The following is a 26,069-nucleotide window of genomic DNA, read 5'->3' as shown; positions in this document are numbered from 1 at the left end:
TTCGATTAAAATCATGGCTTTTTAATTTATTTTATCTTATATACTTTACTCTCATACGCCCTCAACTTCTTACCAACATCATCGACGTAATTTCCAATCAATTCTTCCGCATCATCAGGCACATCATAGTCACGTTCCACCTCGTGGTCAGCGAAATTACTGATAACCAACAAAGTTTCACCTTGATAATGACGCTTATAGGCAAAAACTTCCTCATCGTCTGGGTCTAACAGTTCAAAGTCTCCTTCGATGATAATTGGGTTATTCTTCCGTAGTTCAATTAACTTCTGGTAATAAGCAAAGACCGAATTTGGATCATCAACTTCATCCTTCGCATTAATTTCTTTATAGTTCTTATTTACCGCAAACCACGGTGTTCCAGTAGTAAAACCAGCTTTTTTGGAAGTATCCCACTGCATGGGCGTTCTGGCATTATCACGAGACATATTAGCGAGATACTTCATCATCTTCGTTGGTGAAACGATTTTCTCCTGTTTTACATATTGATTGTAGGCGTTAATCGCCTCGATATCCTCATACTGAGTCAAATCTTCTTTGTGGGCATTCGTCATCCCCAGCTCTTCACCCTCAAAAATGTACGGCGTTCCTTGCATCATATGAAGCGTGGTACCAAGCATTTTAGCAGCCAACTTCCGATACTCTGGTTTATCAGTCGCAAATCGACTAACAGCTCGTGGTTGGTCATGATTACTCCAGTAAAGTGAATTCCATCCCTTATCGTGCAACTTAGTTTGCCAATTATTGAAGACCCGCTTCAAATCAGTCAATTTTACGGGCTGGTCGTTCCATTTATTCAGTCGTGTGTCAGGATTGGGTGTCAATTCAACGTGTTCAAATTGAAAGACCATGTTAAGTTCGTGTGCGTCAAAACCAGTGTATTCCAATGCTTGTTCTGGATTAGTACCTGACATTTCACCGACCGTCATGATGTCATATTTCGATAAGACATCGGTATTCAATTCACGCAAAAATTCGTTCAGCCGTGGTCCGTTCAACACCCCTGCACCAGGAGCGGAATATTTCGCATTCTCAGATTTGGGCATGTTGGGTAATCCTTTAGGCTTTGAAATCAGGTTAATGGCGTCCATTCGAAAACCGTCGACACCCTTATCCAACCAAAACTTCATCAGACTCTTGACTTCTTCTCTGACTTTGGGGTTCTCCCAGTTCAAATCGGGTTGTCCGTCCGCAAAGAGATGCAAGTAGTACTGACCAGTGGTTTCATCGTACTTCCACGTTGAACCATTGAAAAAGGAACCCCAGTCGTTTGGAGCATGACCGTCAACTGGATCACGCCAGTAGTAGTAATCACGGTATGGATTGTCTTTGGATTTGCGACTTTCCTTAAACCACTGGTGTTGATCGGATGTGTGATTAACAACTAAGTCCATCACAATTTTAATGCCCAGTTCATGAGCTCGGTCTAACAATTTTTGAAATGACTTCATGTCGCCGTACTTGGGATTAATTTTGCGATAATCGGCAATATCATAACCGTTATCTTCTTCTGGTGACTCGTAAATTGGATTAAGCCAGATGACGTTGGCTCCTAACTTTTTAATGTATGGCAATCGTTCCCTAATGCCGTCTAAGTCGCCGACCCCATCACCGTTACTGTCCTGAAAACTTTGCGGATAGACCTGATACACCACTGCTTTTTTCCACCATTGCTCTTTTTTCATTCCTTTTCACCCCACAAATCTGAATATCGTTATCATTTATTTCAGATTACCATACAACTTCCACTTGTTCAGCCTTTCGGTAACAATTAAATCAAATAATTATTTCACAGAATAAAAAGTCTTGCTTTAATATTTGAAAACGCTTACTCTTAAAATAGAAATCATTTTAAACAAAGTGATTGATAAGGAGATGTCTGATATGACTGAAAAAGTAACTTCAACGAACAAGATTATCAGTAACTTAACCAGTAAATTTCAGGATTTATTTAAACAAAAACCGACGAAAGCGTACTTCGCACCCGGACGGATCAACCTAATTGGTGAACACACCGACTACAACGGTGGACACGTCTTCCCATGTGCCATCAGCCTTGGAACGTACGCGTTAGTGACACCGACGAACGATAAACAGGTCAACATTTATTCAGAAAACTTCCCCGACACGGGCGTGAACTCGTTTGACCTTGACGACCTGAACATCAACAAAGACGACGGCTGGATTAACTACCCCAAAGGGATGTTTAAGGCCTTTTCTGACAAAGGTCACCAACTGGACCACGGTTTCAATATTGTAATTTATGGAACTTTACCCGATGAGTCGGGCCTATCATCTTCCGCTTCCATTGAGATGTTGTTTGGCAAAATCCTAAACGACCAGTTCAATGACGTCTTCTCTGGACCAGAACTAGCCAAACTCGGCCAACACGTGGAAAACACCGACATCGGTGTGAATTCCGGCATCATGGACCAGTACGCCGTTGAGATGGGCAAAAAGGACACGGCCATTCTGCTGGACACCAACACGATGAAGAGCGAGTTCGTGCCGATTAAACTCGGAAACGACAAAATCGTCATCATGAACACCAACAAGAAGCGGGGTCTTAAAGATTCCAAGTACAACGAACGCCGGCAAGAGTGTGAGGACGCCCTAAAACTCGTTAATCAGGTGGCCGACTTCTCCTCGTTTGGAGCCATGTCAAACGACGAGTTTGATGAATACACCTACACCATCAATAACGCGACCCTGTTGAAACGAGCCCGACATGCTGTTTCGGAAAATCAACGAACCTTAAGGGCCGTTAAAGCCTTGCGCAACAATGCCATTGCTGAATTTGGTCGCTTGGTGAACGCTTCTCACATTTCCCTTGAATACGACTACGAAGTTACGGGACCCAACCTTGACACCCTCGTGCACGAAGCATGGAAGAACGGTGCGATTGGTGCCCGAATGATCGGGGCTGGTTTTGGTGGTTGTGCAATTGCCATCGTGCCCGCTGACCAGGTTGACAGCTTCACCAAGAACGTTGGCGACACCTACAGTTACCGCTTCGGCTACGACGCCGATTTCTACATCGCCAACATCTCGGACGGTCCAAAGGAAATTCAGATTTAGGTAGGTAAACACGATGAAAAACTTAGTTAAACACTATGCGGACCAGGTCATTGCGACTGGTCAGACATACCGACCAATGGACCGCACGTATCTGATAAATTACCTGTATCACCTGGTGGGCGAAAAGAACGTAACCAGTTCCAACTCGTCCGACCAGCTGCTTAAGACGGTCAACCAGTTAATCGACGTCGCCATTCGGAACGGTCAGATTGACGACACCCTTAAAAACCGTGAACTATTAGAGGCGGAACTAACCAATCTCTACACGCCACTTCCAAGTGTCGTCAACAACCACTTCTGGAACCTGTATCATGACGCACCAGAACGAGCCACGGACTATTTCTACAATCTAAGTCAACAAAATAACTACATTAAGACCGCTCGCATCAAGAAGAACCTGCACTGGGACATCGACACCAAGTTTGGCGACCTAGAAATCACAATTAACCTGTCGAAACCGGAGAAGGATCCTAAAGACATTGCCAAGGCCGGTCAGAACACCCACTTTGGTTATCCGGAGTGCAACTTGTGCGCCCAAACCGAGGGTTACTACGGCAACTCACAAATTCCAGTACGGGTCAATCACCGCATTATCGACGTCCTAATTGGCGGGAAACCGTGGGGCTTTCAGTACTCGCCCTATGCCTACTTCGACCAGCACTGCATCTTTTTAGATGACGTCCACGAACCGATGAAGATTAGCGCGCAGACTTTTTCAAATTTAATTGAAATCGTTTCAATGTTTCCTGCGTACTTTGTCGGGAGTAACGCGGACCTACCAATTGTGGGTGGTTCAATTCTGAGTCACGAACACTACCAGGGTGGCTATCACACCTTCCCGATGATGAAAGCACAGACCCGTTTCGCCTTTGACCTGGACCAGTATCCAGACGTTAAGGCCGAAGTCTTAAACTGGCCGATGTCGACGATTCGACTGACGGGAGCTAACGAACAGGATTTGATTGACTTTGCTAGCCACATTTTAAAGAAATGGCGCAAATACTCGGACCCATCAGTTGACGTGCGCGCTGAAACGAACGGGACACTGCACCACACGGTCACACCGATTGTTCGCATGAACGAAGAGGGGAAGTTTGAGGTCTACGTGGTCCTGCGTGATAACCAGACGTCAAAGAAATATCCCGATGGGATTTTTCATCCCCACGCCGAATACCAGCACATCAAAAAGGAAAACATTGGCCTGATTGAGGTGATGGGACGTGCCATCTTGCCCGCTCGTCTGAAATCTGAACTGGCTGAGGTCAAGAAGTATCTACTTGGTCAACCTAACGACATCGCGGATTATCACGTTGCTTGGGCCAACCAGATCAAACAAAGTTACCAACTCAATCCCGACAACGTCCAGGACGTGATTGACAAAAAAGTCGGGATTACCTTTATGCACGTCTTGGAAAACGCCGGGGTCTTCAAGCTTGATGACCAGGGGACCGCAGCGTTTCAAAAATTCATTCACACACTTTAGGAGGTTATTATTATGAATTGGCTAGCGATATTAATTGGTTTAGGACCAATGGTCGGTTGGGGACTTTTCCCAACGATTGCTTCGAAGGTTGGTGGAAAACCCGCCAACCAAATCTTAGGTGCCACCCTTGGAACCTTAGTCTTTGCGGTCGTCCTGTTTTTCATTGAAGGATTAGCCCTTCCCGGCTGGATCAGTACCACTTTTGGAATTATTTCTGGACTTGGCTGGGGCTTTGGTCAGATCATGCAGTTCAAGGGTTTTAAGTTAGTTGGATCATCACGAGTAATGCCGATTACCACGGCCTTTCAGCTGATCCTGACGTCGCTTTGGGGAGTCTTTGTTCTAGGCGACTGGACTGGCATTATCGGAAAAGTCTTAGGATTTACTGCCCTAGTTATCGTAATCCTTGGTGCGACTCTCACCGCTTGGGTCCAAAACCCAGAATCCACCAATAAGGGTGCTTTAAAGAAAGCTACGATCTTCCAACTGATTGGTGCCCTGGGATACTTAGTTTACTCAGCCGCTCCACAAGTGGTCATCATGCCATCAATGAAGGCTTTATTGCCAAACATGCAAGCCATGGACGGGAACCATGCGTTTCTTCCCCAGGCCATCGGAATGGTACTATGTGCCGTGATTTACGATTTGTGGAACCTAAAAGACGAAAATGTCTTCATTCAATCCGTTTCATACAAGAACATTCTCGCTGGATTATCGCAAGGCTTTGGTATGTTAATGTATTTAATCTCAGCTCAACCTGACATGAACGGATTGGCAACTGCTAACGTTCTGGGTCAATTAGCCGTCCTTGTTTCCACTTTGACTGGGATTTACTTCTTGCACCAGAAGAAGACGCCAAAGGAAATGACCCTGACCTACCTCGGGTTAGTTCTCATTGTCTTTGCTTCCGCCATTACGGCATTTATTTAATTAAATTGAAATGGTATTATAGAAGTAACGAGGCTCCCTGCGTTAGTGGGAATGGCACCATCTTGTCAATGTCTCCACATTAGCGAGACCTATAGTACCAAAAAGGCTGGAACCAATTGGGGTTTCAGCCTTTTTATGTGTGGATTGGTGGATAAAAAAAGAGTTCATCAGCGATAAGCCGACGAACTCTTGATCATCAATCCTACTAAAAATCGATGATCCCATGAACTACTTACATCTATTAGTATAACTTAATCGAATAAAAATAGTTCATCACTTATAAAATGATGAACTATTCCTACCAAAAATCCAAATATTTCTACTGGTGAGAAGTCATCAATCCTACCAAAAATCGGTGACCATGTGTTATTTACACTTATTATTATACAACATAATTATTTCAAATGATTCGTTTTTCCATTTTTCGACTGCTTATTCGAATGTTCCAAGAATTTCAAATTCTCACCATTTCCTAAGACAAACAGATTCTCAATCATGCTATCATATTTCTTTTTTGAAACGAGCACCGCCGAATCACCATTCTCACAATGAATGGTAACCTCTTCATCGTCCTTCATAGCTTGATCCATGTACGTTTCAAAGTTCACTTTGAAATTATTACAATTAACCACTTTCATGTAGTATCATCTCTCTTCGTACGTAAAAATGAAATTTTTTATAGTGATGATTATACCATATAGAATAAAAAGTAAAACTAAAAAGAATGTCTTTAAAAAAGACACTCTCAATAATTGTTAAACGCTGACTAAAATTAATATTCTCTTTTAATCTTAAATCTCGTTCTTAGACTTACCCGTCGTCAACATTTCATGAAAATTGTCGTAACTAACGGTAATCATGTCCGTCAAAGCCGGTTCCGTAAACGAACCAACGTGTGGCGTCACAATTGCGTTAGGATACTTTTTCATCAAGCTAACGACTTCCTGATTCTTGATGTTGTTGATCCCTTTGAATTCGTGACCAAAAATGTTGGCTTCATCAATTAACACATCAGCACCGTATCCACCTAATGTGCTGGAAGCAAGAGCATTATCGACGGCTTTTAAGTCCACCACTTGACCACGAGCCGTATTAACCAAAATGGCATCGTCTTTCATTAAATTGATTTGGTCGGTACTGATTAAGTTATCAGTTTCACCTTTAATGTAGGGAACGTGCAGTGAAACAATGTCAGACCGCTTCAATAATTCAGCAATGGGGACGTATTCATCGATTTCAGGAGCGTCAACCTTGTGACCGTCGTTAGCGAGCACGGTTGCACCCATTCCACTGTACAAACTAGCTTCAGCCCGACCAATGTGACCCGCACCGATAATTCCAACGGTACTAGAATGAATCTCACGACTAAAGTACGAATCATTGACGATAAAATCACCAGCGTGAGTGGCGTTGATTTCAGAAGCAACTTTGCGAAACAGACTCATTCCGAGAGTCATTGCCAGTTCAGCCACAGCATATGGCGAATATCCGGGAACGCGAGCGACCTTGATGCCAAGTTCTTTGGCAGCCTTCAAGTCAATGTGGTCGTAACCAACCGTACGCGTGAAGACATACTTAATACCCCAGTCGGCAAATTTCTGTAAATTTTCCCTGTCAGCCAGACAGTTTCCGCGAACTAACACTCCGTCTGACCCCTTGGAATCGATGGCGTTGTCGTGATTTAACATTTCAGAAACTAAGTTCAATTCATAATCGTATTTATTTAAATCTTTGAAATAACTGACTTCAACGGGACGCACCCCATACGCAGTAATTTTGAACATTTTATCACCCATTATTTGATAATCCCCGAGTTATTGATGACTTCAAGCAGCGCAATCCAAATCGGCATCATAATCACTGACAGAATGGTCGACAAGAACGACGCGTTGGAAGCCAAAACTGGATCACGATTGAAGCTAATTGCGTATGCTGAAGCAACCGTGGCTGTTGGGGTTGCCATCATGATGACAATCGTTGCGATAGCTACGTAGCTCATTGGCATGATGCCTAGCATTGAGAGTGCAGTCAACGCAATCAGGTTGAACAACGGCACGATGATGACCTTATTCCAACTATAATACCATGACAGCTTGTTGGAAGCGGCCTGCTTGAATGAAATGGAACCAAGCGTAACACCGATTGATAACCAAGCAAGTGGAGATGATAGTTGAGCTAAGTAGTTCAACGGTTTCCAGAGCCACAAGGCGGTTTGGTCAATTCGGTAGAAGGCCACACTACTCGTACCTTTGCCAGGAATTCCATTTAACATCGTTTGGACTGTTACATGTGGAACATAATTTTGTCCCAACCACAGGAAAAGTCCGAGGAAAGTTGCAATTACAACAGGATTAAGGAACATTTTCTTGATGTTCTTCATTTCCATCTTCAAACCTGACATTCTGATGTAGGCGTATGAATAAAGGAAAACCCGGTAACCAATATTGAAAATGGAACTGTACATGATTCCCTTCGGTCCAAAGACCGCCCCGACAATCGGAATTCCAAAGAAAGTCGTGGAACCAAACGTGGTTAAAATTCCCATCACTTCTTTTTTATCCTTATCTTGTTTGGGATAAAGCAGTGGCGCAACGAAAATCAAGATGATGTAAATGATGAAACCCCACAGGAGGACATTCATCCCCTCTTTTAGGGTATCATCGTTGATTGGCTGCATGAATGAGTTCAGTGCCAAAGCTGGAATGGCGACGGTCAGGACGACCCTTGACAACATCTTCCCGAATTTATCGGTAAAAATGTTCTTCTTACGTAAAAAGAAACCAAGTAAAATAATGAAAATCGTTGAGGTGATCGAACTAATGATTCCCGCATTAGTGACGGTCTTCTCAATTGCTTGCATAACGTTCATGAACGTTAACCTCCAAGTAGAATATTATCGTACGCACAGTAAAGTACGTAAAAATGAAATTTTTCACGATAATAATCTTACCATAGGGAATAAATGGAGAACAAGGAAGAATTTTTAACGAATAATTAATTAATATTACATCATAAAATTCAGCTAATTAGTAATATTCCAATATTTATAGATATTCATTTAATTTTAATTTTTTTATTGTATATTTAACAAAATGCGGCATAAGAAAATAAAGTGATATAAAAAGTAAACATTCACCTATTACAAATAAAACCCAACCTTTCTCAGTAATAAAACTCAACAATCTCGAATTAAGACGGAAATTACATACACTTAAAATAATCATTGGAACCGCTAAAATTATAGTTTCATTGCAAAACATACCAAAAATATGTAGTTTGTTTTTTGTTGAAGAATTATTATCTGAGCCATGCATGAAATTTGCTACAGTTGAAAAACTAGTAAATATTCTTTTTAAAAAATACTCATTTCCTTGAACAATAAAAATTATTAACGTAGCAAAGAAAAAAACATAATAAATAAAATCTTTATTCGAAACAAGGGCAATAATAATTCCCATTAATGCTAAAATTCCCTCTAATCCATTAAGTAACTTAACTAAATTAGAATATCCGAACTTTAGATATTCACGCTGAGTTATTAAATTATTCATTGTATCGTAATCTAATTTTTCATTTTCCATGTTCTTTCCACCTTTAATTTTGGTTATCATTCTATAAAACAAAAGGACCTTTTTCAAGGCCCTTTCTTTACTTATTTCATTTCCGCTTTCTTATCCTTCTTCTCCATTCTCATCTTTTCCTTGTGCGTCTTCTTATGCTTCATCTGGAGATGTGAAGTGATTTCTCGATGATGCAACATATCCAACTGGTTGTTTGATGAGCAGTAGAACGCGATGAAGAAGATCAAAGTCGCAAGTAGTGCATACACGGCTCTTCTAAAGTATTTCAGAAAAACGGTCTGATCCCAGCTGTATCCTTTACCTAAAGCAGCCATAAAGTAACGAACCAAGTAGTAAACAAACAGGACAAAGGCAATCACGAAACCAGCAACCGACACAATGTTTCTGGTGGCGACAGCAAAAGTTACAACAGCAACCAGCATACATACAACAAAGAAGCAGTACGTCCAGCTCTTGATATAACTTTTATCGTCAGCCCGACCGCGATTCGTCCAATACAAATAACAGGCAATGATTAAGGCAATCACTGCGATAATCAATAAAATTGGTTTAAACATCTAATTCCTCCTTTAAATTTTATCTCCCAGGACACAATTTAAACTGTGAATCAGCATTCCGATCACCATCATATACATTGATACCATACTGAAGCCCATGGCTAACACCACGAAAGTCACGATCCAAAAAACAACTAAAAACCAATTAACAAATCCTTTAAAACTCATTATATTTCATCTCCGATATCCTCTTGTGATTACTTTCATCATACCATTAAATCGCCGTGAGCTGAGGAATTTGCTCAAGTTTTTACATCCTCTATTTGCCCACAAAAAAGAGCTCTCAATGAGAGCTCTTTTTCTTACTTATTAAAGTTGAACATCGTATTTGTCGAAGAAGTCTTTAAGTGGTAACAAGCCTTCGCCACCATATTCTGCGAAGAATTCTGGCAATGTGTAAGTCTTGTTGTCATTTTTGTCCTTCTTGTAGTTTGGACTGATGGTCTCAACGATTTGACCATTTTCAATCTTAACAATCAAATCTTCAACTGGAAGTCCACGGTCTTGGTTAATCTTTGCGTCAATCAAGAATGGGTGACCAGCTTTGGTAACCTTAACGGCTTTGTCAAATGCAGCAGGAAGTTCAGAAACGTTGTGAACCGTTGTAGCGTCAATTCCCATTCCCTTAGCGATCAATTCAAAGCTTTGACCTTGAAGTTGAAGGCCGAAGAATTGCATTGGTAAGTCTTCTTGTTCACCTTCGATGAAGCCTAAGTCTTCGTTTGAAGTAACCACGTTAATAACTGGAAGTTGGTACTTCGTCAAAGTTACTAAGTCTTGGATAACCATTGAAAGGGCACCGTCACCAGCAATGTTGAAGACTTGGCGATCTGGGTAAGCTTTCTTAGCCGCAATGGCACCAGGAAGTCCAGAACCCATCGTTGCGAACAATGCGGAAATGACCCACTTGTTAGTTGGTTGAATGTCCAAGTATCTGAAACTGTTGATGATGTTGTCACCAACGTCGATTGAGAAGACAGCATCTTTGTCGGCTACTCGGTTAATTTGTTTGTAGATTGGGGCAACTGGCATGGTTGAGTTAGCGTTAGTCATGGTGTCCTTCAAGTGCTTACCAAAGTCCTTGAATTCTTCCATGAAACTACCATTACTCTGGTCGGTTTCGTCACTGCCAATGTTTAACATCTTGTGAATGTACTCCATCCAGTTAGCTTGGTCAGCAACGGCAGCCTTGTAGAATGGACTTGGAGCAACTTTTTCGCTTTGAGCCAATGCCTTGTCAACAAATGAACCCGCGTCAGACCAGATTGGGAGGTCAACTTCGTGGTGACGACCAAGTTGGATTTGAGAGTCATCAACTTGGATGTAAGCGAATTTGTGACTTGCATAAACTGATTTAGCGAATGGGAAGTCTCCACCGATAGCGATAACTAGGTCGGCAGTACTTAAGATTTCGTCAGCGGCCTTTGATGCGGCACGGTTGGCGGTTCCAAGGTTAGCTTCGTAGTTGGCGTCAACGTAGCCTAAAGCTAAGCCGTCCATAATAACTGGAATCTGGAGTTTCTTTGAAAGTTCGATTAACTTGTCGCCGTTGCCCTTGATTCCACGACCAACGTGAAGCACTGGACGTTTAGCATTTTTAATCATCTTAAGGGCTTGACTTACTTCGTCATCAGTTGCAACTGGTTCTGGAGCTGGCTTGTCATAAGTCTTTGATGCAGAACTGTATGGAACATCTGGGATTTCGTCAAAACCGAAGTCATTTGGAATGACAACTACGGCAACACCTTTCTTTGCGTATGCTTCGTGAATCGCACGGTCAACAACGTGTGGCAAACTTTCAGGAGTCATTACGATCCGGTCATAAACCGAAACATCAGAGAACATTGGGGTCTCTGGAAATTCTTGGAAGTAATTGTAGTTCATGTTGTCATGACCAACTTGGCCAACGATGGCAAGAACTGGAGCGTGGTCTTCTTTAGCGTCATACAAGCCGTTTAATAAGTTGACCGCACCAGGACCAGCGGAGCCAAAGGCAACTCCGATTTTACCAGTTAGTTTAGCGTGAGCAGCGGCCGTTAGTGCCCCAACCTGTTCATGTCGAATTTGTACGTAATTAATGTTATCTTTTTCTTGATCGAGCGCAGCAAGCGTTGAGTTAATGGAACCACCAGGGTATCCATAAACGTCCTTAACGCCATATGATTCAATAACTTTAAGCATTGCTACTGCTGCAGGAATTTTCTTTACATCTGTCATAATTTCTTCCTCCCAAAAGTACTTAATTCTTTTGTTGACCCTAATATACTCCCATATGAAAACGGTTGCAATAAAAACGCTTGCTTAATTTATTAAGTCTTTTTAATGTAAATCACGAAATTAACAAAGGGCAATAAATTCCCAATTTAACGGCAATTTGAGCGTGTTATTAGTTATCTTTTGACGCGTCATATGTAATAATACTAGTGAGGAGGTGAAAAACATGAACTTTTCTGGATTAGTTGAAACTGGCGATGGTCGTTTGATTAACGTGAACAACGTGAACTCAATCCATCCCCGCGAATCAGAAGGTAACATCATTTCATACCAAGTTACTTTCAACAACAATACTACTGAAGAAATCGATATCGATGCTTTTGAAGCCCTTAAGAACATCGCTTTGAACAAAGATAACAAGTAGGATTGGTAATACTTAGTAAAAAAAACAGGTCAACTGTGAGGTTGACCTGTTTTTGTGTGTAGACTTAATTATATTAGCAAAACATAGTTATGCATTTAATAATTATTATTATCATCTTCTTTTTTGCTTTCTACATCGCCTTCATGATTAACGGAGTATCCGGTAAGAGTTTTTGTCTCACCATCTTTTGTTTCTACAATTTTAACCTTGTTCGGGGTATTGAGTAACTGTAAATACCATTTAGTTACACCTTCTGGATAATCATCTTTATATACTTTTAACTTATTTCTAAACCTTTTGTAATGAACCGGCATTTCTTCTCCATAATCAAATACATCGCCTAGTTCCATTTCATTTTTGTCAAGATTATAGTCATCATCTTCAAACGTAAGAATCTCATCCTTATCCTGTCCTGATGAAGTTCTATCAACAAATTGATCTTTAGAAACTTCCTTTGCAATTTTTGCATAATCATCAGTTGAATTAGCACCAGATACGCTGGTACTATTTCCACATCCTGAAATAAAAATCATCCCAAATGATAATAATGATATCAATAATACCTTACGAATTAATTTACGTTTAATAAAAATCTCCTCCAAAAAATTACTTATTATCTAGTAGTAGAATAATCTTTAGGTGGCATATAATCGAGTGGTTTATAACTTCCGCCATCCAAAGTGCCGAACTCTTCATGAATATTGACATTATTTCCATTGGTTGTAAAAGTTAGATGGTCTTCACCTTTAGCGCCCACATAGCCTGAAACTGTTGTAGTGTTCCCATTACTACTTGTCACAACTGCATCACTTGGCCACTCTCCACCTACTTTACTAATTAATTGTTCTGCCTCAGATAATGTTATGGGAGAACTATTATTAGTTTCTTTAGTACTGGAATCAGATGAATTTTTGTTTTTAGAAGTATCCTCAGAGGTCTTACTATTAGAAGTACTTTTACCAGGTTTTGATGATTCTTGCATACTTTCTGAACTATCGTTTTTAGATTTCTTTTTGTCTCTTTTTACTACAACTTCTTTTCTAACTTCCTTAGGTTTTGCACTACGACTGCTCATAGTACCAATAATATAGGCGGCTCCCATTAAAATTATTACTACTAAAATAATAATTATTATCCATAATCCCATTCTGCCCTTACTTTTCTTCATCCTTAATACTCCTTAATTAATTTATATATTAATTATATTACTATGTTAATCAACGCACAATTTAAATTTATGACTTATATCAAGCAAATATCCATAGTAAATTTTTAATTTAAAATGAAAATAAGTTTCACGTGAAACAAAAAAACCTCCAAACATTTGGAGGTTTTTATCGTATTTTTAGACACAGTGTTCAATTATTTCTCAGGAATTTCCCACTCATGGTCCTGATTGTGTTTCTTCATGTAATTCATGAACTGTTTGGAGTTGTAAGCCTTCTTGACGTCCTGAGCCCACTTGGTGTGCTCATTCTTTTTGTTTACAACGGCTAGTAGCATATACTGACTCTGTGGATTTTCACGCAGAAGCATTGAACTTGCTGGAATCTTAGCCCCGTAAGTGTCAGAACCAGGGATAATGGCATAGTCCACGCTGTTTCTGGAACGTGGTTCATTGGCCGAATCCATTTCATCAAATTTCAGGTCATACTTGTTGTCGATGATGTCATTTTTAGTGGCCTTGATGGGATCCACGCCCTTCTTCAACTTAATCCAACCAGCTTTTTCCATTACTAGAAAAGCCCGTGACATGTTGGATGGATCGTTCGGAATGGCGACCGTGTCACCCTTCTTGACGTCTTTTAAGCTGTGCTTTTTTGCGGGGTAAATCCCGGTTGGAATCGTTGGCACCTTGGTTAAGGAAACCAAGTTCCCGTGATTTTCCTTGTTAAAGTTGTTCATGTAAGCGCCGTGTTGTTCAACGTTTAAGTCAACCTGACCCTGGTTTAATGCCATGTCGGCATTCAGCAAGACGGAGAATGATTTATTTTTTACCTTGTACCCGTCTTTTTCAAGAATGGGTTTGATGCCCTTCATAAACAGGTCACTGTAAGGACCGGGTGAACTTGCTAAAGTGATGGTTTTCTTGTTTGACTGTGGTGCATGGGCCTTCTGATACGGCCGATACACAAACGTATATCCAAATAAAATCACGATAATTGCGACTAAAGCGGTAATCCAATATCTTTTCTTCATCCTATTTCTCCCTTTCAACTAAATAATCCTGTAACCTTAAAGCTGAGTTATAAAACCATCTCACACCCGTCATCAAACCGTCGTCATCAACGACCAAGTTAGAATGATGGAGGCCAACGTTTGCGCCACTGCCGACTTCCGCAAAGACACTGGGAATTTTGTCGGTGTAAAACGCAAAGTCCTCACCACCAGGGGTTGGCGGCACATTAACCAATTTGGCGTAACCTTGGGCGTCATCTGCCAGGACTTCGGCCAATTCTTCGTCATTCTTAAGGACGCGGGGACCCTCAATCCACTCAATGTCTACGTCTAACCCGTAAGTCGTAGCTTGGCCCTTAACGATTTGGTAGAACTTCGACTTCGCCATCTGGGCGTCATCTTCAGAAAACGTCCGCAACGTCCCTTCAAACCAAGCTTCATCGGGAATGGCGTTCCACGTGGAACCACTCTCGATGTGAGTGACCGACAGAACGCTGGGCTGTAGCGGGTTGATGTTACGACTAACAATCGTCTGAAGTGACGTAATCGTGTTCGCTAGTCCAACGATTGGGTCCACGTCCTGGTCGGGATGAGCGGCGTGACCACCGACTCCCTTAAAGGTTACCTTGAACTGGTCGACAGCGGCATCCTGAACACCACCACTGACACTGATTTCTCCCGCCTGAATGCTGGGCTCATTGTGAAAACCAACTATGACGTCAACTCCATCTAAGGCACCCGACTCCAGCACCTCTTGGGCACCGACGTGGGTTTCCTCGGCCGGCTGAAAGACCAACCGTATTCGACTGGTCAATTGCGACTGGTGTTTTGCTAGTAGGACGGCCGCTCCGAGCAGGGACGCCATATGGAAGTCATGACCACAGGCGTGCATCACCCCGACGTTTTCAGACGCAAAGTCCAGGTCAGTTTCTTCATTAATCGGTAACGCGTCAATATCAGAACGGAGCGCGATTACCCGTTCAGCGTTTCTGGGTCCGATTTCCGCAATCACGCCCGTTTTCAGACTACTCGGTGTAACAACGCGATATCCTAATTGGTCCAAAAAGTTGGTGATGAACTTAGTGGTCTCAAACTCTTGGTCCGACAGCTCGGGATGACGATGCAGAAAGTGCCGAATTTCCTTTAACTGACTAAGTAACGTGGGACTTTTAATTTTACTCTTCATTTCGCAATCTCCTACCTACATAAATAATGTAATAAAAAAGGACCAGTTGGACTATCATCAAGTTAGCCTAGCTGATCCTTTTTCTCCACGTAAATAGAGTAGATTAGTATATTCGATTGAGGTGGAATTCACCAATCTCAGTTAGACTAACAAAATGTTGTATCTAACTGAGCACAAAAATTACTACACTTAGATACAGGCGTTTGATCAACACCCGCATCTAAAACTACGAACGCTGACCTACATGTAACAAGTACAGCAACAGTAAGTATTTTGATAGTTCGTAGTAATCGTTGTCATTGGTTTCATCCCTTTCGTATTTTTATTAATTTAAACACAGAAATCGCGAGTTGTAAAGGGTGAACTACACAAGCTTAAAAGCCTGTGCTTCTGGGAACAACGTTTACTTGCAACTAAACTAAAGTAACCTTTCGGTTATTAATTAATTGTAGTGGTTGCGTCTTTTTACCAAAGCTCGTACCGAGCTTTTATATTATGATTAAACGGAAGCTAAGATGTTTTTAGCAGCGTTAATGTCTCTTACATGATGTGTTTTACATTTAGGGCAAGTCCATTCTCGATCCTTAAGAGTTAACCTATGTGTTTTATCAGGTAAATATCCACAAATAGAACACTGTTGCGTAGTATTTTTAGCAGGAACTTTGACAAAAGATTTACCATACCAATCACATTTATACGCTAACATAGTTTCTAATTGATACCATCCTTGATTGCTGATAGCCCGAGCTAATTTATGATTACGTAGCATGTTTTTGGTTTTCAAACTTTCTACTACAATTTTATCGTTAGTCTTAACTAATTCAGTACTTAATTTTTGTAAATAGTCAGTACGTTGATTGCGTTCTTTTTCAGCATATTTAGCTACCATTATGCGAGCTTTTTCCACATTTTTAAAATCACTAATTTGTAAATCCCTATTTTGATAATGCTTAGCCATAGCAATCTCTTTTTTAGCTGCAAGACGTCGTCTTGCCAACTTACGTTGCCATTTATGTTTCTTCTTGGCTAAATTTTTGTCAAAACGAATAGTAGGAATAATCAATCCATTCGAAATGGCACACAAATTGTTAATGTTACGATCGATTCCAATTGCTTGTTTGGTTTTCACGAGCAAGGTAGTAACTTGTTCCACTAAAATAGTGGCGTAAAATTTTCCAGTTGCAGAAATTCTCAAGGTTACACGTTTGATGGTACCTTTAATTTGACAACCATTACGGTAATAGACAGTCCCAAGTTTAGGCAATTTTAAATGATGATTATCAAAAACCTGAATATTATGGTTAGTGCATTTGCTGGTATAACTTTGTTTGGGAGATTTTTTAGATTTAAAACGTGGAAATCTATTTTGTTTCTTAAAGAAACGAGTAAAAGCATCACTAACATCACGGCTAACTTGTTGTAATGAGGTCGATTCAGCCTGCTTAAGCCATGGATACTCCATTTTTAAAGCTTTAATACAATAATTCATGCCGAATTCATTAACAAAATTTCCGCCATTTTCCTTACGTTGGATTTGCATAGCGAGTAATTGGTTAAATACAAACCGACATTGCCCAAAATTAATTAACATCTGGTTAATTTGAGTATCCGTAGGATACAAACGAAGTTTGATTGCTTTTAAAACTTTACTTTCAGCCATTGATAATCACCTTCTCTCTATTTTTTCTTTTGGTCGTCGATATATTTGGCAATTGCATCACTATTGGTAGTGCCAATGGTTTCTACGTAATAGCTCGGAGACCACAAATGACGAAGTCCTTGTTGTTTCCAGTAACTTGATTGTAATTCCGGACACATTCTAAAAAGACGTAGTCCACTAATTCCTTTAAGCCAACTCACTATTTTAGTTATTGATAGTTTTGGTGGAGCCGATACTAACAAATGTACATGATCTTGCTTGCCAATTTCCATGTGGTCAATTTTAAATCCCTTATTTTGGGCAATATTTAAAAGTTCTCGTTTTAAAGTTATTTCAACTTTTCCTTTCAAAATTTTATTACGGTATTTAGTACACCAAATGATATGGTAATTAACATTGTAGACAGATGTTCTACCGTGCGTAAGTCTTTGAGTTTTATTCATATATATATTTTACCATTTAATTAAAACAAGTGTATGTAGCTAAATTTAGCAAAAGAAAAAAGCGATTCATCACGTCTCTGAAGGAACGAGTTTTCTCGCTTAATTCTCATAAATGAAGTGAAGCATATTTAAGATTCTTAGCAGCATTTGAAGTTATCTTAAAATATTTATACATAACGATTACCTCCTAAATATACTACGCATTAAACTCTAACTAATTTCATCTTATCATTATTTATCGATAAAAATATAACTTTTAAAATTAAAAGGATCCTCACACGTGTGGGAATCCCTTGCCTATTATGCTTTATTTGCTTTCTTCAACTTGCGATGCTTCAAATACAACATCACCGCAATGGTCACGGGAATGGTCAACACCACCCCAATTGCCGAAATCAACGTCATGATTAACTCTGACGCAAAGATCTTATCGTTCATGACCATGCCAATGCTGTAGTGCAAACGCGCAAACCAGATGAACAAACCAACTAGCTCCCCGTAGAAACTAAAGAACAAGGTGTTAAAGGCCGTTCCAACAATTTCTTTTCCAATCGAAACCCCGATATAACTGAAGTCCTTATCAGAAATCTTGATGTTATGGTCCTGAATCTCGACTAAACCAGTGGCCATGGCAACGGCCGCTTCGGCCACTGCTCCCAGACAACTCAGAATCGTCATTGCACACGAAACGTTTAGGAATTTCACGCCGATTAAGAGTGACATCCCCTCTAAATCCTCGGTATTCTCGGGTCCAAAACCTTGCACCTGCGCCCAGTGTTCCACCGGAATGATCAACGCAATTACGATTGCCACCACGATTAACGAGGTCACAAACGCTACGTCGGCGTTTCGTCCTTGCTCATTACCGAAATAAATCGTGATGACGAGGATAATGACGGCGTTAACCAGTGTTACCCAGAGGTACGGAATGCCAAACGCAATCAAAACGACGGACATGAAGACCAAACCAAAGTTACATAGTAACCCAATGAAGGCCACGAAACCTTTGGAGCCCCCTGCCAGTAGCATTGCGAAAAAGAGAATGATTAATAAGACGGTCATGGTACTCATTTAATCACCTTCATTTCACAAAGTGCACTCGCAATCAGGCTGGTAATTGGCACCGTCAGTGTAATCCCAATCGCACTAATCAGGCTTTGAATAATCCCAAGTGACATAATCATTGAGAACGAATAGCCCCAACTATTGCCGTTCCTTAAAAACAGCACCATCATCGGAAAAGTTCCGGCCACGAAAATGAGGAACAAGACGTTAATCAACGGTCCCATGATTGACCGTCCGATGTTTTGCCCATTCTTTAAGAGCTTCAAGAACGAAAGACTGTGGTCTTCTTCATAAACCGCAAACAGACTGGACGTGATGTCGGCTGAGAGGTCCATGATGGCCCCCAGCGACCCAATCATACAACCGACGAAGTAGATTGGTAGTCGTTGTTGGGTCACATAGTCCATCATCTCAAAGTTCATGCCCCGCTCGTGCGTGACTGACAGGACAATGAACGCAATCAGAATCGCGACCGCGGTCCCTAGAATCGTGGACGAAATCGTCACGACCGTCTCCTTTGACACCCCAAAAATCAGAATGGCGGTGACAATCGTGAAAATGACCGACAAGATGGCAAATAAAACAAACGGATTGAAGCTCGTTCCCACGTCAATTGAAACCGCCAAAAAGAACAGGATGGCGTTAATGATGATACTCAAAAGCGCCATGGAGCCACTAAACTTCAGAATCACCAGCAACAGCATCACCGTTAGCCAGATTAAGAAGACGACCGCGGTGTCCCGCTTAAAGCCGTTGATCAGAATCGACGAGGGCTTTAGGTTCTTGTTGGCGACGTGGATAAAGACCTGTTGGCCAGCATGATACTTCATGTCGGTCGCCCCGGAACCAGAATACTGGTTGTTGGCGGTAATTGTCTTCCCCTTGTACTCCCCGTTTAAAACTTTCAGCGTCAGTTTCTGGTTTTCTTGGTAGTCATGATTCTTAAATTCATCAGTTTGTGAAGTGCGACCATAGTTGTGCACGTTTACGACTCGAGCCACCGTCTGTTTGTACATCGGTGCGTCGAAATGGGTGAACGTCACGGCGACGATCCCCGAGATTAGCACCAAAACGATGGCGAGCCAACGAATCTTTAGCTTTGGATGGATTCGTTTCAAATTCTCATCCCCTAATTATTTACGTTCAGTGTATCATACTAAAATTAAGTTTCGCTAAACTTACGTATTTATAACTAGACAACAAAAAACACCTCTGAATTAAATCAGAAGTGTCATGAATTTTATTTAATAATTACCAAACGAATAATCCAACGATTCCAGCCGAGAGTAATGATACCAAGATTCCGGATAAGATTAAGTATCCAACGTTTCTGGAAATAACGTCGTTCTTTTCACGGCTGACTAAGCCCTTCAGACATCCAATGACCATGCCAACGGTACTGAAGTTGGCAAATGAAGTCAAGAAGACACAGAGTTGAGCCTGGTAGTGAGCTGGGAAGATGTGTAAGTTGTTGATATGGGGAGCAATGGCACCCATGACCACGAATTCGTTAGTTACTAACTTGGTTCCCATGTACTGAGCAAACTGGAAGGCGTGGTTAACGTCCATCCCCATCAGCCATGCAAATGGGAACATTACGATTCCAAGTAAGTGTTGAAGTGACAACCAAGGATTAATGAGTCCCAGTAACTTACTGATTAAGTTAGCAAGGGCCACGAAGGCAATGACGTTAGCAGCGATGATTAATACCAGTTTACCGGCACCTAAGATTGAATCACCCAAAAATGAGAAGAATGGTTCTTTCTTGGGTTTTTCCGGCTTGTCAGCAACTGTCTCTTCGGCCACTTGTTCTGAAGGTTCCGTCATCGTCGCAATTGTGTCTTCTTCAGGCGTAACGTGAACTGGATTCAGTAGTGAAGTCACGATGATGGCGTTCAAGATGTTAAGCGGGATTGCGGTTAAAACGTATTGCCCCGGAATCATCTGGGTGTACGAACCAACGATCGCAGCGGTGATACACGACATCGACATCATGGCGACGGTCAAGAGTCGTTCACTGGATAATTTCTTGAGTTGCAGACTAGAAACGGCTAGGGCTTCCGTGTTTCCAAGGAACATCATTTCAACGGCGTAAAATGATTCGAACTTTGGTTGTCCCGTGACCTTTGATAACGCAATTCCGATCCATTTAATGATAAATGGCAAGATCCCAAAGTATGTAAGGATATCAAACAACGGAACAATCATTAGGATTGGAAGCAGTGCTGAAGTAACAAAGTTCATCTGTTTGACGTGCACCCAGTTGGGAAGTGCGAAGGCAATCCCAGTGTAGGCAACCTGGACAATCCAGTTGAATCCTTCAGCGGCCCCCTTGACGGCGTCTCGACCCCAACTAAAGCGAGTAAGGAGAAACGCGATGACTAGGTTTAAGACTAAAACGACGATGACCGATCGCCAGTTGACGTGCTTGTGATCCTTAGAAAACAAAAAGGCAATTCCGAGGAACACGGCGACCCCAATGATGTTAATGATTAGATAGTAATTCATCGAACTTTCTCCTCCATTTTATATGCAATGTTCGGATATTGTCAGATAACAAAATTCGAACAACCTGTTTTTTATAATAATAGTATTAAATATTAACAATTTCAACCTTCATCGCGGAAATGGTTCACGGATTGGTTAATTTTCCCGTAAAAAAAGACTAATTATCGGTTAAAACCAACAACTAGTCTAATTAATTTATTTCTTTTCTCGTCGTTTATCAATGCGTTCGTCGTACCACGTAAAAATCAGGAGCAGCCCAATCATAATCAGATTGACAATCGACTGCAGGACTTGATCTGGAACTAGTCCATACATTAAAACGGTAATCAAAAACAGCACCAGGTACTTAGCCGAACGCAAATACTCCTGGGTGTAGACGTAGCGCGCAAACTGCATGATTGACAGGATGGCGATGATTAAAAACGAACCATCCCGTAGAACGTGCTTTGACACATCTAGTTTCATATGCGTTAACCCTAAACCTGATCGGTTGGTCGAATCACGATTTCGTTGACCGAGGCATCCTTGGGCATGTCAATGGCGTACAGGATGGATTGCGCAATCCGTTTGGGACTAAGCGGCGTCAAATCGTATGACTCAAACTGCTTCTTGATGTCTGGATCGGTAATGTGATTGGGCAATTCGGTAGCGACCGCACCGGGTGAAATCATAGTCACCCGAATACCAGACTTGGCTTTAGCCTCTTCCTCTCTAAGAGAATCACTAATCATCTTAACGGCCGCCTTTGTGGCACTGTACACCCCACTGTTAATTCCAGAAGTGTGGGCCGCAACCGAAGCGGTGTTGATGTACTGACCACCACCTTGACCACGCATCGTATCAAGGGAAGCGGTAATGCCGTACAAAACACCCCTGATATTGACGTCAATCATGAGGTTCCAACCCTTGACATCACCCTTAATCAGTGGTGATTGGGGCATCACACCAGCATTGTTCATCCAAACGTCGATGCGACCAAACTGGTCAACCGCAGCGGACGCCAGGTTTCTGACCTCGTCGAGTTTAGTAACGTCGGTCTTCTGAATGGCAGCCACGCCACCGTCAGCTTCAATATCTTCCTGAATCGCACGTAAGCGGTCCTCTCTTCTAGCGCCTAACACGACCTTGGCGCCGTTTTTTGCCAACAACTTGGCGGTCGCTTCACCAATTCCACTAGAAGCTCCCGTAATTACAACTACTTTATCTTTAACAGCCATCTTAATTCTCCCTAACTATTTTAAATTGTTAAGTGCGGTTTCGATACTCATGTCGCCACTGTGCATGACGATGACTTTGTCAAAGGCATGCTGGTTATCTAAAACGTCAAACAAGACCTGCGAAACGTCGTTGATTGAATTTGAACCGGGTTGGTCATCATTAAAGGTTACTTCGCCGGTTCCAGGGGTCTCAAGCAAGGAGCCCGGCTGTAAAATGGTGTAATTCAGGTCCGTATCGTGAATTAACCAGTGGTCGGCCATGAACTTAGCAGCCTGGTAATCCTGCAACTTGGCGTAGTGTTTCTTTCCTTCCCATTGGTCTGGTTGAAGCGCAAAGGCTGAACTGAGCATAATGTAACGTTTGACGCCGGCTTTTTCGGCGGCCTGCATGGTCTTGATGGCTCCGTAACTGTCAACTAGGACCACGTTGTGTCCACCAGATCCAGCGGTGAAGTAGATGGCATCAAAGCCCTTCATTGCGTCGGCCATTTCGTTAACGCTCATGTCGACGATGCTAAACTTCATGGTGTTAATTTTGGGACGTTCCTCAACGGTGTCCACAAACTTGACTTCTTCGGGATGACGAGCCGCAATGGTAACCGAATCGTCAGTGTTTTTTTGAAATTGTTTTACTAGGTCAGAACCGACTCTTCCGGTTCCACCAATAATCATAATCTTCATAATTGAAACCTCCTATATACGTCTAAAGCATAACAAATTCAACTAAACGTTAATAGCGATATGCATGTGAAGTTTATGTTAAAGCCAGCGTTAATCGTGCCACCGTTCAATCACATAAAATAAATAAAGATAGACATTTTTATCATGTATGATATACTATGTTTGTACCGCGTAGGCGGTAGTTTTCAAACAAGATGCACTACTCCTTTCTATTTGATGGTTATGACCCACAAGTACCATGAAGTTCCCTTGCAACTATTTTTGATAGCTGCAAGGGAACTTTTTGTTTTAAAGACTAATCACGACATTGGATTACCTCTAACTAGATAAGAATAATCTTTGACATTTCGTTCTTAAATGCTAATATCAAATTGGAAAAATGGTTATAGTCCCGTTGAATCACTTAATAACAACTAAAAATCACCCAAAGACTAGTTCATAGTCATCGGGTGATTTCTTCAGTCGTTATTTTTTAATGACCGTTGCTCGACCATTTTCCTCAAAATCGGCAACGTTGTCTAATGACGTAATCACGGCTTCCCTGCCGGTGTTTTTCACAAACTGCATCGCCGCTTGAATCTTGGGTTCCATTGAACCCTTACCAAACTGACCTTGTTTTAGATACATGTCCAGTTCGTCAAGCGACACGTGTCCCAGTTCTCTTTGATTAGGCCGTCCGAAATTAATGGCCGCCTGGTCAATGCCCGTCAGGATAATTAACTGGTCGGCGTTCACCATTTGTCCGATTAGTGAAGCCGTAAAGTCTTTATCAATCACGGCTTCCACGCCTTCGACGTCCCCGTCATCGGTCATGACGACCGGAACGCCACCTCCCCCGCCAGCAATGACAGTGAACCCACTGTCAACCAGGGTGCTAATTTGCTTCGCCTCTAAAATGCTGATGGGATGAGGCGATGGAACGACCCGCCTGAATCCGCGTCCGGAGTCTTCGGCGAATTTCCAGTCCGGATGTTTCATTAAGACGGAATTAACGTCCGCGTAAAACGGACCGATGGGCTTGGTTGGATCCTTAAACGCTGGATCATTGGGATTGACTAATACCCGCGTGACAATGGTTGAACTAGTCATATCATTGTCTGAGAGGGCATCCCCAATCCACAGTCCTAACTCACCTTGAGTCATCGCTCCAACCACGTCAAGTGGCATTGGCGGATTTTCCTTCGTGCTACCGTTTAGTTCTTGGAGTAACAAGTTTCCAACCTGCGGTCCATTGCCGTGAGTAATCACTAACTGAAGGTTCTCAGTTGAATTACGCACGAACTTCACGATTTTTTTCGTGGTTTTTTTTAAAGCTTCTCTTTGCCCTTTTGCAGTTGGATCATCGGTTAAAATCGCATTGCCACCTAGAGCTATCACGATTCTCTTCATTTACGACACTCCTATCTTTCCCATAAATAGAGCAATGACCGCCCCAATGGCGGCAATCGTTATCAATGCCATCATGATCCATTCAAAGGGTGTGATTTTACGTCCTTGATTCTTGATTGCCTTGATGTAGAAACCAAAGCCTAGAACGTATGCAATTGAACATAACCACAAGAATTGTAGTCCCGCCACTGCGATTCCGACAACTTCAAACAATAGAGCTAGGATTCCCGGCATCATTTTCTTGACCGAATGAGCCTGTACGCCAGCCTTAATTTGATCGGCACCAACCAGCGCGTAACAAATCACAATCGCTGCCGTACACAACGAAATTGCCAGGTTGTACGCCTGATCGGTAAATAGTAACGAAATCAAAACAATTTGTACCAAAATCTGAGTTAACCATAATGAGTGTGAAGGTGAATTGTGCTTGTTTAAGTAACCGAACCACCGGGGTAGTAGCTTCTGATCAGCTAGTTGTGACGTCGCTTCAACCGGAAGCATGGTCCATGACAGGAGGGCACCGACCATGGTGATTATAAGTGAGATACTGACAAAAGCCGCACCTATTGGTCCAATCATATCTTTAACAACATAGGTCAGGGCCGGGTTACTCAACTTAGCTAGTTTGGCTTGGGGTAAGTAGCCATATGGTAGCATCGCAATCACGATGTTGATGATCAAGAGTGAGATGGTGCCAATAATGGTCGCCTTGGCCGCATCAGAACGCTTCTTGGCGCGTCCTGCCATCATCGTGGCTCCTTCAATCCCAATGAAGATCCACATGGTAGTGATGATACAGCCCTTGACTTGATCAAATACCCCCATTGCCGTCGCCGGACTATACGTGAAGTTAGTACTAAAATTAGCCCAGAAGTGGGCGGTGAAAACGTTAGCTTTGAATAAGACAATTCCTAAGATTGCGAAAGCAACCAAGGGAATTATTTTTATTACGGTGATAATGGTATTGATGAAAGCCGCGTTCTCAATCCCCATCGTTACTAACCACGTGAGTAGCCACGTGAATACCGACGCAATGATTACCGCTTGAATTGAGTTGCCTGATCGAAAAACCGGAAAGAAATAACCGATCGCTGACATCATCATGGTGGCAAACGCAATGTTACCAAGCCATGCCGATAGCCAGTATCCCCAGCCCGATAGAAATCCAGCAAAATCACCAAATCCATCTCTGGCAAAATCGGAAATTCCAGTCAGTTCTGGTTTATCCTCACTTAGAGACTTCAAACTCATTGCTAGTGCAAAAATTCCGACTCCAGTAATAATCCACGCAACGAGCGCGGGTCCCGGAGTGGCCGCTGCCGCAATCTGTTCACTGGCATTATAAATTCCAGCGCCAATCGCGGAACTAATGACCAGCATGATTAATCCAAATAATGAAACTCCCTTTTTATTTCCCATATAATTTACGCAATCCTCTCAAATCCTAATTTAGGACA

General features: G+C 41.9%; 26 protein-coding genes. 4 read left to right on the top strand and 22 right to left on the bottom strand.

The window, feature by feature from the left end; genetic code table 11:
* Positions 1–26 precede the first annotated feature (26 nt).
* A complete protein-coding gene (locus AC6UD0_RS02455) occupies positions 27–1,703 on the bottom strand; it encodes a glycoside hydrolase family 13 protein (RefSeq protein ID WP_500708017.1) in 1,677 nt (558 codons plus the stop codon).
* Positions 1,704–1,902: 199 nt separating this feature from the next.
* Between AC6UD0_RS02455 and AC6UD0_RS02450 the strand changes: the two genes are divergently transcribed.
* The 3 genes from AC6UD0_RS02450 to rbsU are packed head-to-tail and all read left to right on the top strand — an operon-like array spanning position 1,903 to position 5,509.
* Positions 1,903–3,096: a galactokinase gene (locus tag AC6UD0_RS02450; RefSeq protein ID WP_500708016.1), complete on the top strand. Its 1,194-nt coding sequence runs from the start codon at positions 1,903–1,905 to the stop codon at positions 3,094–3,096.
* A gap of 13 nt (positions 3,097–3,109) precedes the next feature.
* Positions 3,110–4,579 (top strand): UDP-glucose--hexose-1-phosphate uridylyltransferase, encoded by a 1,470-nt coding sequence (galT, locus tag AC6UD0_RS02445; RefSeq protein ID WP_500708015.1) that lies wholly within the window; start codon positions 3,110–3,112, stop codon positions 4,577–4,579.
* 12 nt (positions 4,580–4,591) lie between these two features.
* The gene (gene rbsU, locus AC6UD0_RS02440) at positions 4,592–5,509 is read left to right on the top strand and encodes a ribose/proton symporter RbsU (RefSeq protein ID WP_500695984.1); all 918 of its coding nucleotides are present in this window, start codon (positions 4,592–4,594) and stop codon (positions 5,507–5,509) included.
* Positions 5,510–5,904: 395 nt separating this feature from the next.
* Here the strand turns inward: rbsU and AC6UD0_RS02435 are convergent, their stop codons facing one another.
* From AC6UD0_RS02435 to AC6UD0_RS02405, 7 genes are all read right to left on the bottom strand, one after another.
* Complete coding sequence (locus AC6UD0_RS02435) at positions 5,905–6,147, bottom strand: type II toxin-antitoxin system Phd/YefM family antitoxin (protein WP_500708014.1); 243 nt, start codon at positions 6,145–6,147, stop codon at positions 5,905–5,907.
* A gap of 153 nt (positions 6,148–6,300) precedes the next feature.
* Positions 6,301–7,293 carry an NAD(P)-dependent oxidoreductase gene (locus AC6UD0_RS02430; protein ID WP_500708067.1) on the bottom strand — a complete coding sequence of 331 codons (993 nt, stop codon included), beginning with the start codon at positions 7,291–7,293 and terminating at the stop codon, positions 6,301–6,303.
* An 11-nt stretch (positions 7,294–7,304) separates the two neighbouring features.
* Positions 7,305–8,378, bottom strand: a complete 1,074-nt coding sequence (locus tag AC6UD0_RS02425; protein WP_500708012.1) for an AEC family transporter — start codon at positions 8,376–8,378, stop codon at positions 7,305–7,307.
* 175 nt (positions 8,379–8,553) lie between these two features.
* Positions 8,554–9,090 carry a hypothetical protein gene (locus AC6UD0_RS02420; RefSeq protein WP_500708010.1) on the bottom strand — a complete coding sequence of 179 codons (537 nt, stop codon included), beginning with the start codon at positions 9,088–9,090 and terminating at the stop codon, positions 8,554–8,556.
* 71 nt (positions 9,091–9,161) lie between these two features.
* On the bottom strand, positions 9,162–9,647 hold the full coding sequence (locus AC6UD0_RS02415; protein ID WP_500708009.1) for a hypothetical protein: 486 nt from the start codon (positions 9,645–9,647) through the stop codon (positions 9,162–9,164).
* 12 nt (positions 9,648–9,659) lie between these two features.
* The gene (locus AC6UD0_RS02410; RefSeq protein ID WP_500694168.1) at positions 9,660–9,815 is read right to left on the bottom strand and encodes a hypothetical protein; all 156 of its coding nucleotides are present in this window, start codon (positions 9,813–9,815) and stop codon (positions 9,660–9,662) included.
* Positions 9,816–9,956: 141 nt separating this feature from the next.
* Entirely contained in the window at positions 9,957–11,864 is a 1,908-nt protein-coding gene (locus AC6UD0_RS02405) for a thiamine pyrophosphate-dependent enzyme (RefSeq protein WP_500708007.1), read from the bottom strand.
* 223 nt (positions 11,865–12,087) lie between these two features.
* Here AC6UD0_RS02405 and AC6UD0_RS02400 point away from each other — a divergent pair, with 223 nt between their 5' ends.
* Positions 12,088–12,285 (top strand): hypothetical protein, encoded by a 198-nt coding sequence (locus AC6UD0_RS02400; protein WP_500694170.1) that lies wholly within the window; start codon positions 12,088–12,090, stop codon positions 12,283–12,285.
* 95 nt (positions 12,286–12,380) lie between these two features.
* On the opposite strand, the gene AC6UD0_RS02395 is transcribed toward AC6UD0_RS02400, so the two are convergent.
* The 14 genes from AC6UD0_RS02395 to AC6UD0_RS02330 form a co-directional block, all read right to left on the bottom strand.
* On the bottom strand, positions 12,381–12,818 hold the full coding sequence (locus AC6UD0_RS02395) for a hypothetical protein (protein WP_500708005.1): 438 nt from the start codon (positions 12,816–12,818) through the stop codon (positions 12,381–12,383).
* Positions 12,819–12,898: 80 nt separating this feature from the next.
* Positions 12,899–13,453, bottom strand: coding sequence for a hypothetical protein (locus tag AC6UD0_RS02390; protein WP_500708004.1), 555 nt, complete (start codon positions 13,451–13,453; stop codon positions 12,899–12,901).
* 194 nt (positions 13,454–13,647) lie between these two features.
* Complete coding sequence (locus AC6UD0_RS02385; RefSeq protein WP_500708003.1) at positions 13,648–14,484, bottom strand: MetQ/NlpA family ABC transporter substrate-binding protein; 837 nt, start codon at positions 14,482–14,484, stop codon at positions 13,648–13,650.
* Position 14,485: 1 nt separating this feature from the next.
* On the bottom strand, positions 14,486–15,649 hold the full coding sequence (locus AC6UD0_RS02380; protein WP_500708001.1) for an amidohydrolase: 1,164 nt from the start codon (positions 15,647–15,649) through the stop codon (positions 14,486–14,488).
* 499 nt (positions 15,650–16,148) lie between these two features.
* A complete protein-coding gene (locus AC6UD0_RS02375) occupies positions 16,149–17,309 on the bottom strand; it encodes an RNA-guided endonuclease TnpB family protein (RefSeq protein WP_500708000.1) in 1,161 nt (386 codons plus the stop codon).
* A 17-nt stretch (positions 17,310–17,326) separates the two neighbouring features.
* A complete protein-coding gene (gene tnpA, locus AC6UD0_RS02370; protein ID WP_500707998.1) occupies positions 17,327–17,752 on the bottom strand; it encodes an IS200/IS605 family transposase in 426 nt (141 codons plus the stop codon).
* Between the two features lie 300 nt (positions 17,753–18,052).
* Positions 18,053–18,823: a YibE/F family protein gene (locus AC6UD0_RS02365; RefSeq protein ID WP_500699683.1), complete on the bottom strand. Its 771-nt coding sequence runs from the start codon at positions 18,821–18,823 to the stop codon at positions 18,053–18,055.
* Positions 18,820–19,935: a YibE/F family protein gene (locus AC6UD0_RS02360; protein ID WP_500707997.1), complete on the bottom strand. Its 1,116-nt coding sequence runs from the start codon at positions 19,933–19,935 to the stop codon at positions 18,820–18,822. Before AC6UD0_RS02360 ends, AC6UD0_RS02365 begins: the two co-directional genes overlap by 4 nt.
* Positions 19,936–20,068: 133 nt before the next feature.
* Positions 20,069–21,325, bottom strand: a complete 1,257-nt coding sequence (locus AC6UD0_RS02355; RefSeq protein ID WP_500695972.1) for a NupC/NupG family nucleoside CNT transporter — start codon at positions 21,323–21,325, stop codon at positions 20,069–20,071.
* 195 nt (positions 21,326–21,520) lie between these two features.
* Positions 21,521–21,790, bottom strand: a complete 270-nt coding sequence (locus AC6UD0_RS02350) for a hypothetical protein (protein WP_500695971.1) — start codon at positions 21,788–21,790, stop codon at positions 21,521–21,523.
* Positions 21,791–21,801: 11 nt separating this feature from the next.
* Positions 21,802–22,542 carry an SDR family oxidoreductase gene (locus AC6UD0_RS02345; RefSeq protein ID WP_500706095.1) on the bottom strand — a complete coding sequence of 247 codons (741 nt, stop codon included), beginning with the start codon at positions 22,540–22,542 and terminating at the stop codon, positions 21,802–21,804.
* A 15-nt stretch (positions 22,543–22,557) separates the two neighbouring features.
* Positions 22,558–23,223 (bottom strand): SDR family oxidoreductase, encoded by a 666-nt coding sequence (locus AC6UD0_RS02340; RefSeq protein WP_500696275.1) that lies wholly within the window; start codon positions 23,221–23,223, stop codon positions 22,558–22,560.
* A 465-nt stretch (positions 23,224–23,688) separates the two neighbouring features.
* Entirely contained in the window at positions 23,689–24,612 is a 924-nt protein-coding gene (gene arcC, locus AC6UD0_RS02335; protein WP_500707995.1) for a carbamate kinase, read from the bottom strand.
* Positions 24,613–26,031 carry a basic amino acid/polyamine antiporter gene (locus AC6UD0_RS02330; RefSeq protein ID WP_500707994.1) on the bottom strand — a complete coding sequence of 473 codons (1,419 nt, stop codon included), beginning with the start codon at positions 26,029–26,031 and terminating at the stop codon, positions 24,613–24,615. It abuts the gene before it with no gap.
* Positions 26,032–26,069 lie beyond the last annotated feature (38 nt).

The organism is Fructilactobacillus sp. X7R9C1 (assembly GCF_059901005.1).
Note: the sequence above shows the minus strand (reverse complement) of the source record. Positions and strands in the feature narration are given on the sequence as shown.

Excerpts from the sequence above, each read along its gene's own strand:
- galT (WP_500708015.1), top strand. The coding sequence starts at position 3,110 with ATGAAAAACTTAGTTAAACACTATGCGGACCAGGTCATTGCGACTGGT.
- AC6UD0_RS02375 (WP_500708000.1), bottom strand. The coding sequence starts at position 17,309 with ATGGCTGAAAGTAAAGTTTTAAAAGCAATCAAACTTCGTTTGTATCCT.
- AC6UD0_RS02385 (WP_500708003.1), bottom strand. The coding sequence starts at position 14,484 with ATGAAGAAAAGATATTGGATTACCGCTTTAGTCGCAATTATCGTGATT.
- AC6UD0_RS02355 (WP_500695972.1), bottom strand. The coding sequence starts at position 21,325 with ATGAATTACTATCTAATCATTAACATCATTGGGGTCGCCGTGTTCCTC.
- AC6UD0_RS02340 (WP_500696275.1), bottom strand. The coding sequence starts at position 23,223 with ATGAAGATTATGATTATTGGTGGAACCGGAAGAGTCGGTTCTGACCTA.
- AC6UD0_RS02410 (WP_500694168.1), bottom strand. The coding sequence starts at position 9,815 with ATGAGTTTTAAAGGATTTGTTAATTGGTTTTTAGTTGTTTTTTGGATC.
- AC6UD0_RS02425 (WP_500708012.1), bottom strand. The coding sequence starts at position 8,378 with ATGAACGTTATGCAAGCAATTGAGAAGACCGTCACTAATGCGGGAATC.
- AC6UD0_RS02455 (WP_500708017.1), bottom strand. The coding sequence starts at position 1,703 with ATGAAAAAAGAGCAATGGTGGAAAAAAGCAGTGGTGTATCAGGTCTAT.
- AC6UD0_RS02400 (WP_500694170.1), top strand. The coding sequence starts at position 12,088 with ATGAACTTTTCTGGATTAGTTGAAACTGGCGATGGTCGTTTGATTAAC.
- AC6UD0_RS02430 (WP_500708067.1), bottom strand. The coding sequence starts at position 7,293 with ATGTTCAAAATTACTGCGTATGGGGTGCGTCCCGTTGAAGTCAGTTAT.
- AC6UD0_RS02405 (WP_500708007.1), bottom strand. The coding sequence starts at position 11,864 with ATGACAGATGTAAAGAAAATTCCTGCAGCAGTAGCAATGCTTAAAGTT.
- AC6UD0_RS02435 (WP_500708014.1), bottom strand. The coding sequence starts at position 6,147 with ATGAAAGTGGTTAATTGTAATAATTTCAAAGTGAACTTTGAAACGTAC.
- AC6UD0_RS02390 (WP_500708004.1), bottom strand. The coding sequence starts at position 13,453 with ATGAAGAAAAGTAAGGGCAGAATGGGATTATGGATAATAATTATTATT.
- AC6UD0_RS02330 (WP_500707994.1), bottom strand. The coding sequence starts at position 26,031 with ATGGGAAATAAAAAGGGAGTTTCATTATTTGGATTAATCATGCTGGTC.
- AC6UD0_RS02420 (WP_500708010.1), bottom strand. The coding sequence starts at position 9,090 with ATGGAAAATGAAAAATTAGATTACGATACAATGAATAATTTAATAACT.
- AC6UD0_RS02345 (WP_500706095.1), bottom strand. The coding sequence starts at position 22,542 with ATGGCTGTTAAAGATAAAGTAGTTGTAATTACGGGAGCTTCTAGTGGA.
- AC6UD0_RS02350 (WP_500695971.1), bottom strand. The coding sequence starts at position 21,790 with ATGAAACTAGATGTGTCAAAGCACGTTCTACGGGATGGTTCGTTTTTA.
- AC6UD0_RS02415 (WP_500708009.1), bottom strand. The coding sequence starts at position 9,647 with ATGTTTAAACCAATTTTATTGATTATCGCAGTGATTGCCTTAATCATT.
- rbsU (WP_500695984.1), top strand. The coding sequence starts at position 4,592 with ATGAATTGGCTAGCGATATTAATTGGTTTAGGACCAATGGTCGGTTGG.
- AC6UD0_RS02395 (WP_500708005.1), bottom strand. The coding sequence starts at position 12,818 with ATGATTTTTATTTCAGGATGTGGAAATAGTACCAGCGTATCTGGTGCT.
- arcC (WP_500707995.1), bottom strand. The coding sequence starts at position 24,612 with ATGAAGAGAATCGTGATAGCTCTAGGTGGCAATGCGATTTTAACCGAT.
- AC6UD0_RS02365 (WP_500699683.1), bottom strand. The coding sequence starts at position 18,823 with ATGAGTACCATGACCGTCTTATTAATCATTCTCTTTTTCGCAATGCTA.
- tnpA (WP_500707998.1), bottom strand. The coding sequence starts at position 17,752 with ATGAATAAAACTCAAAGACTTACGCACGGTAGAACATCTGTCTACAAT.
- AC6UD0_RS02380 (WP_500708001.1), bottom strand. The coding sequence starts at position 15,649 with ATGAAGAGTAAAATTAAAAGTCCCACGTTACTTAGTCAGTTAAAGGAA.
- AC6UD0_RS02450 (WP_500708016.1), top strand. The coding sequence starts at position 1,903 with ATGACTGAAAAAGTAACTTCAACGAACAAGATTATCAGTAACTTAACC.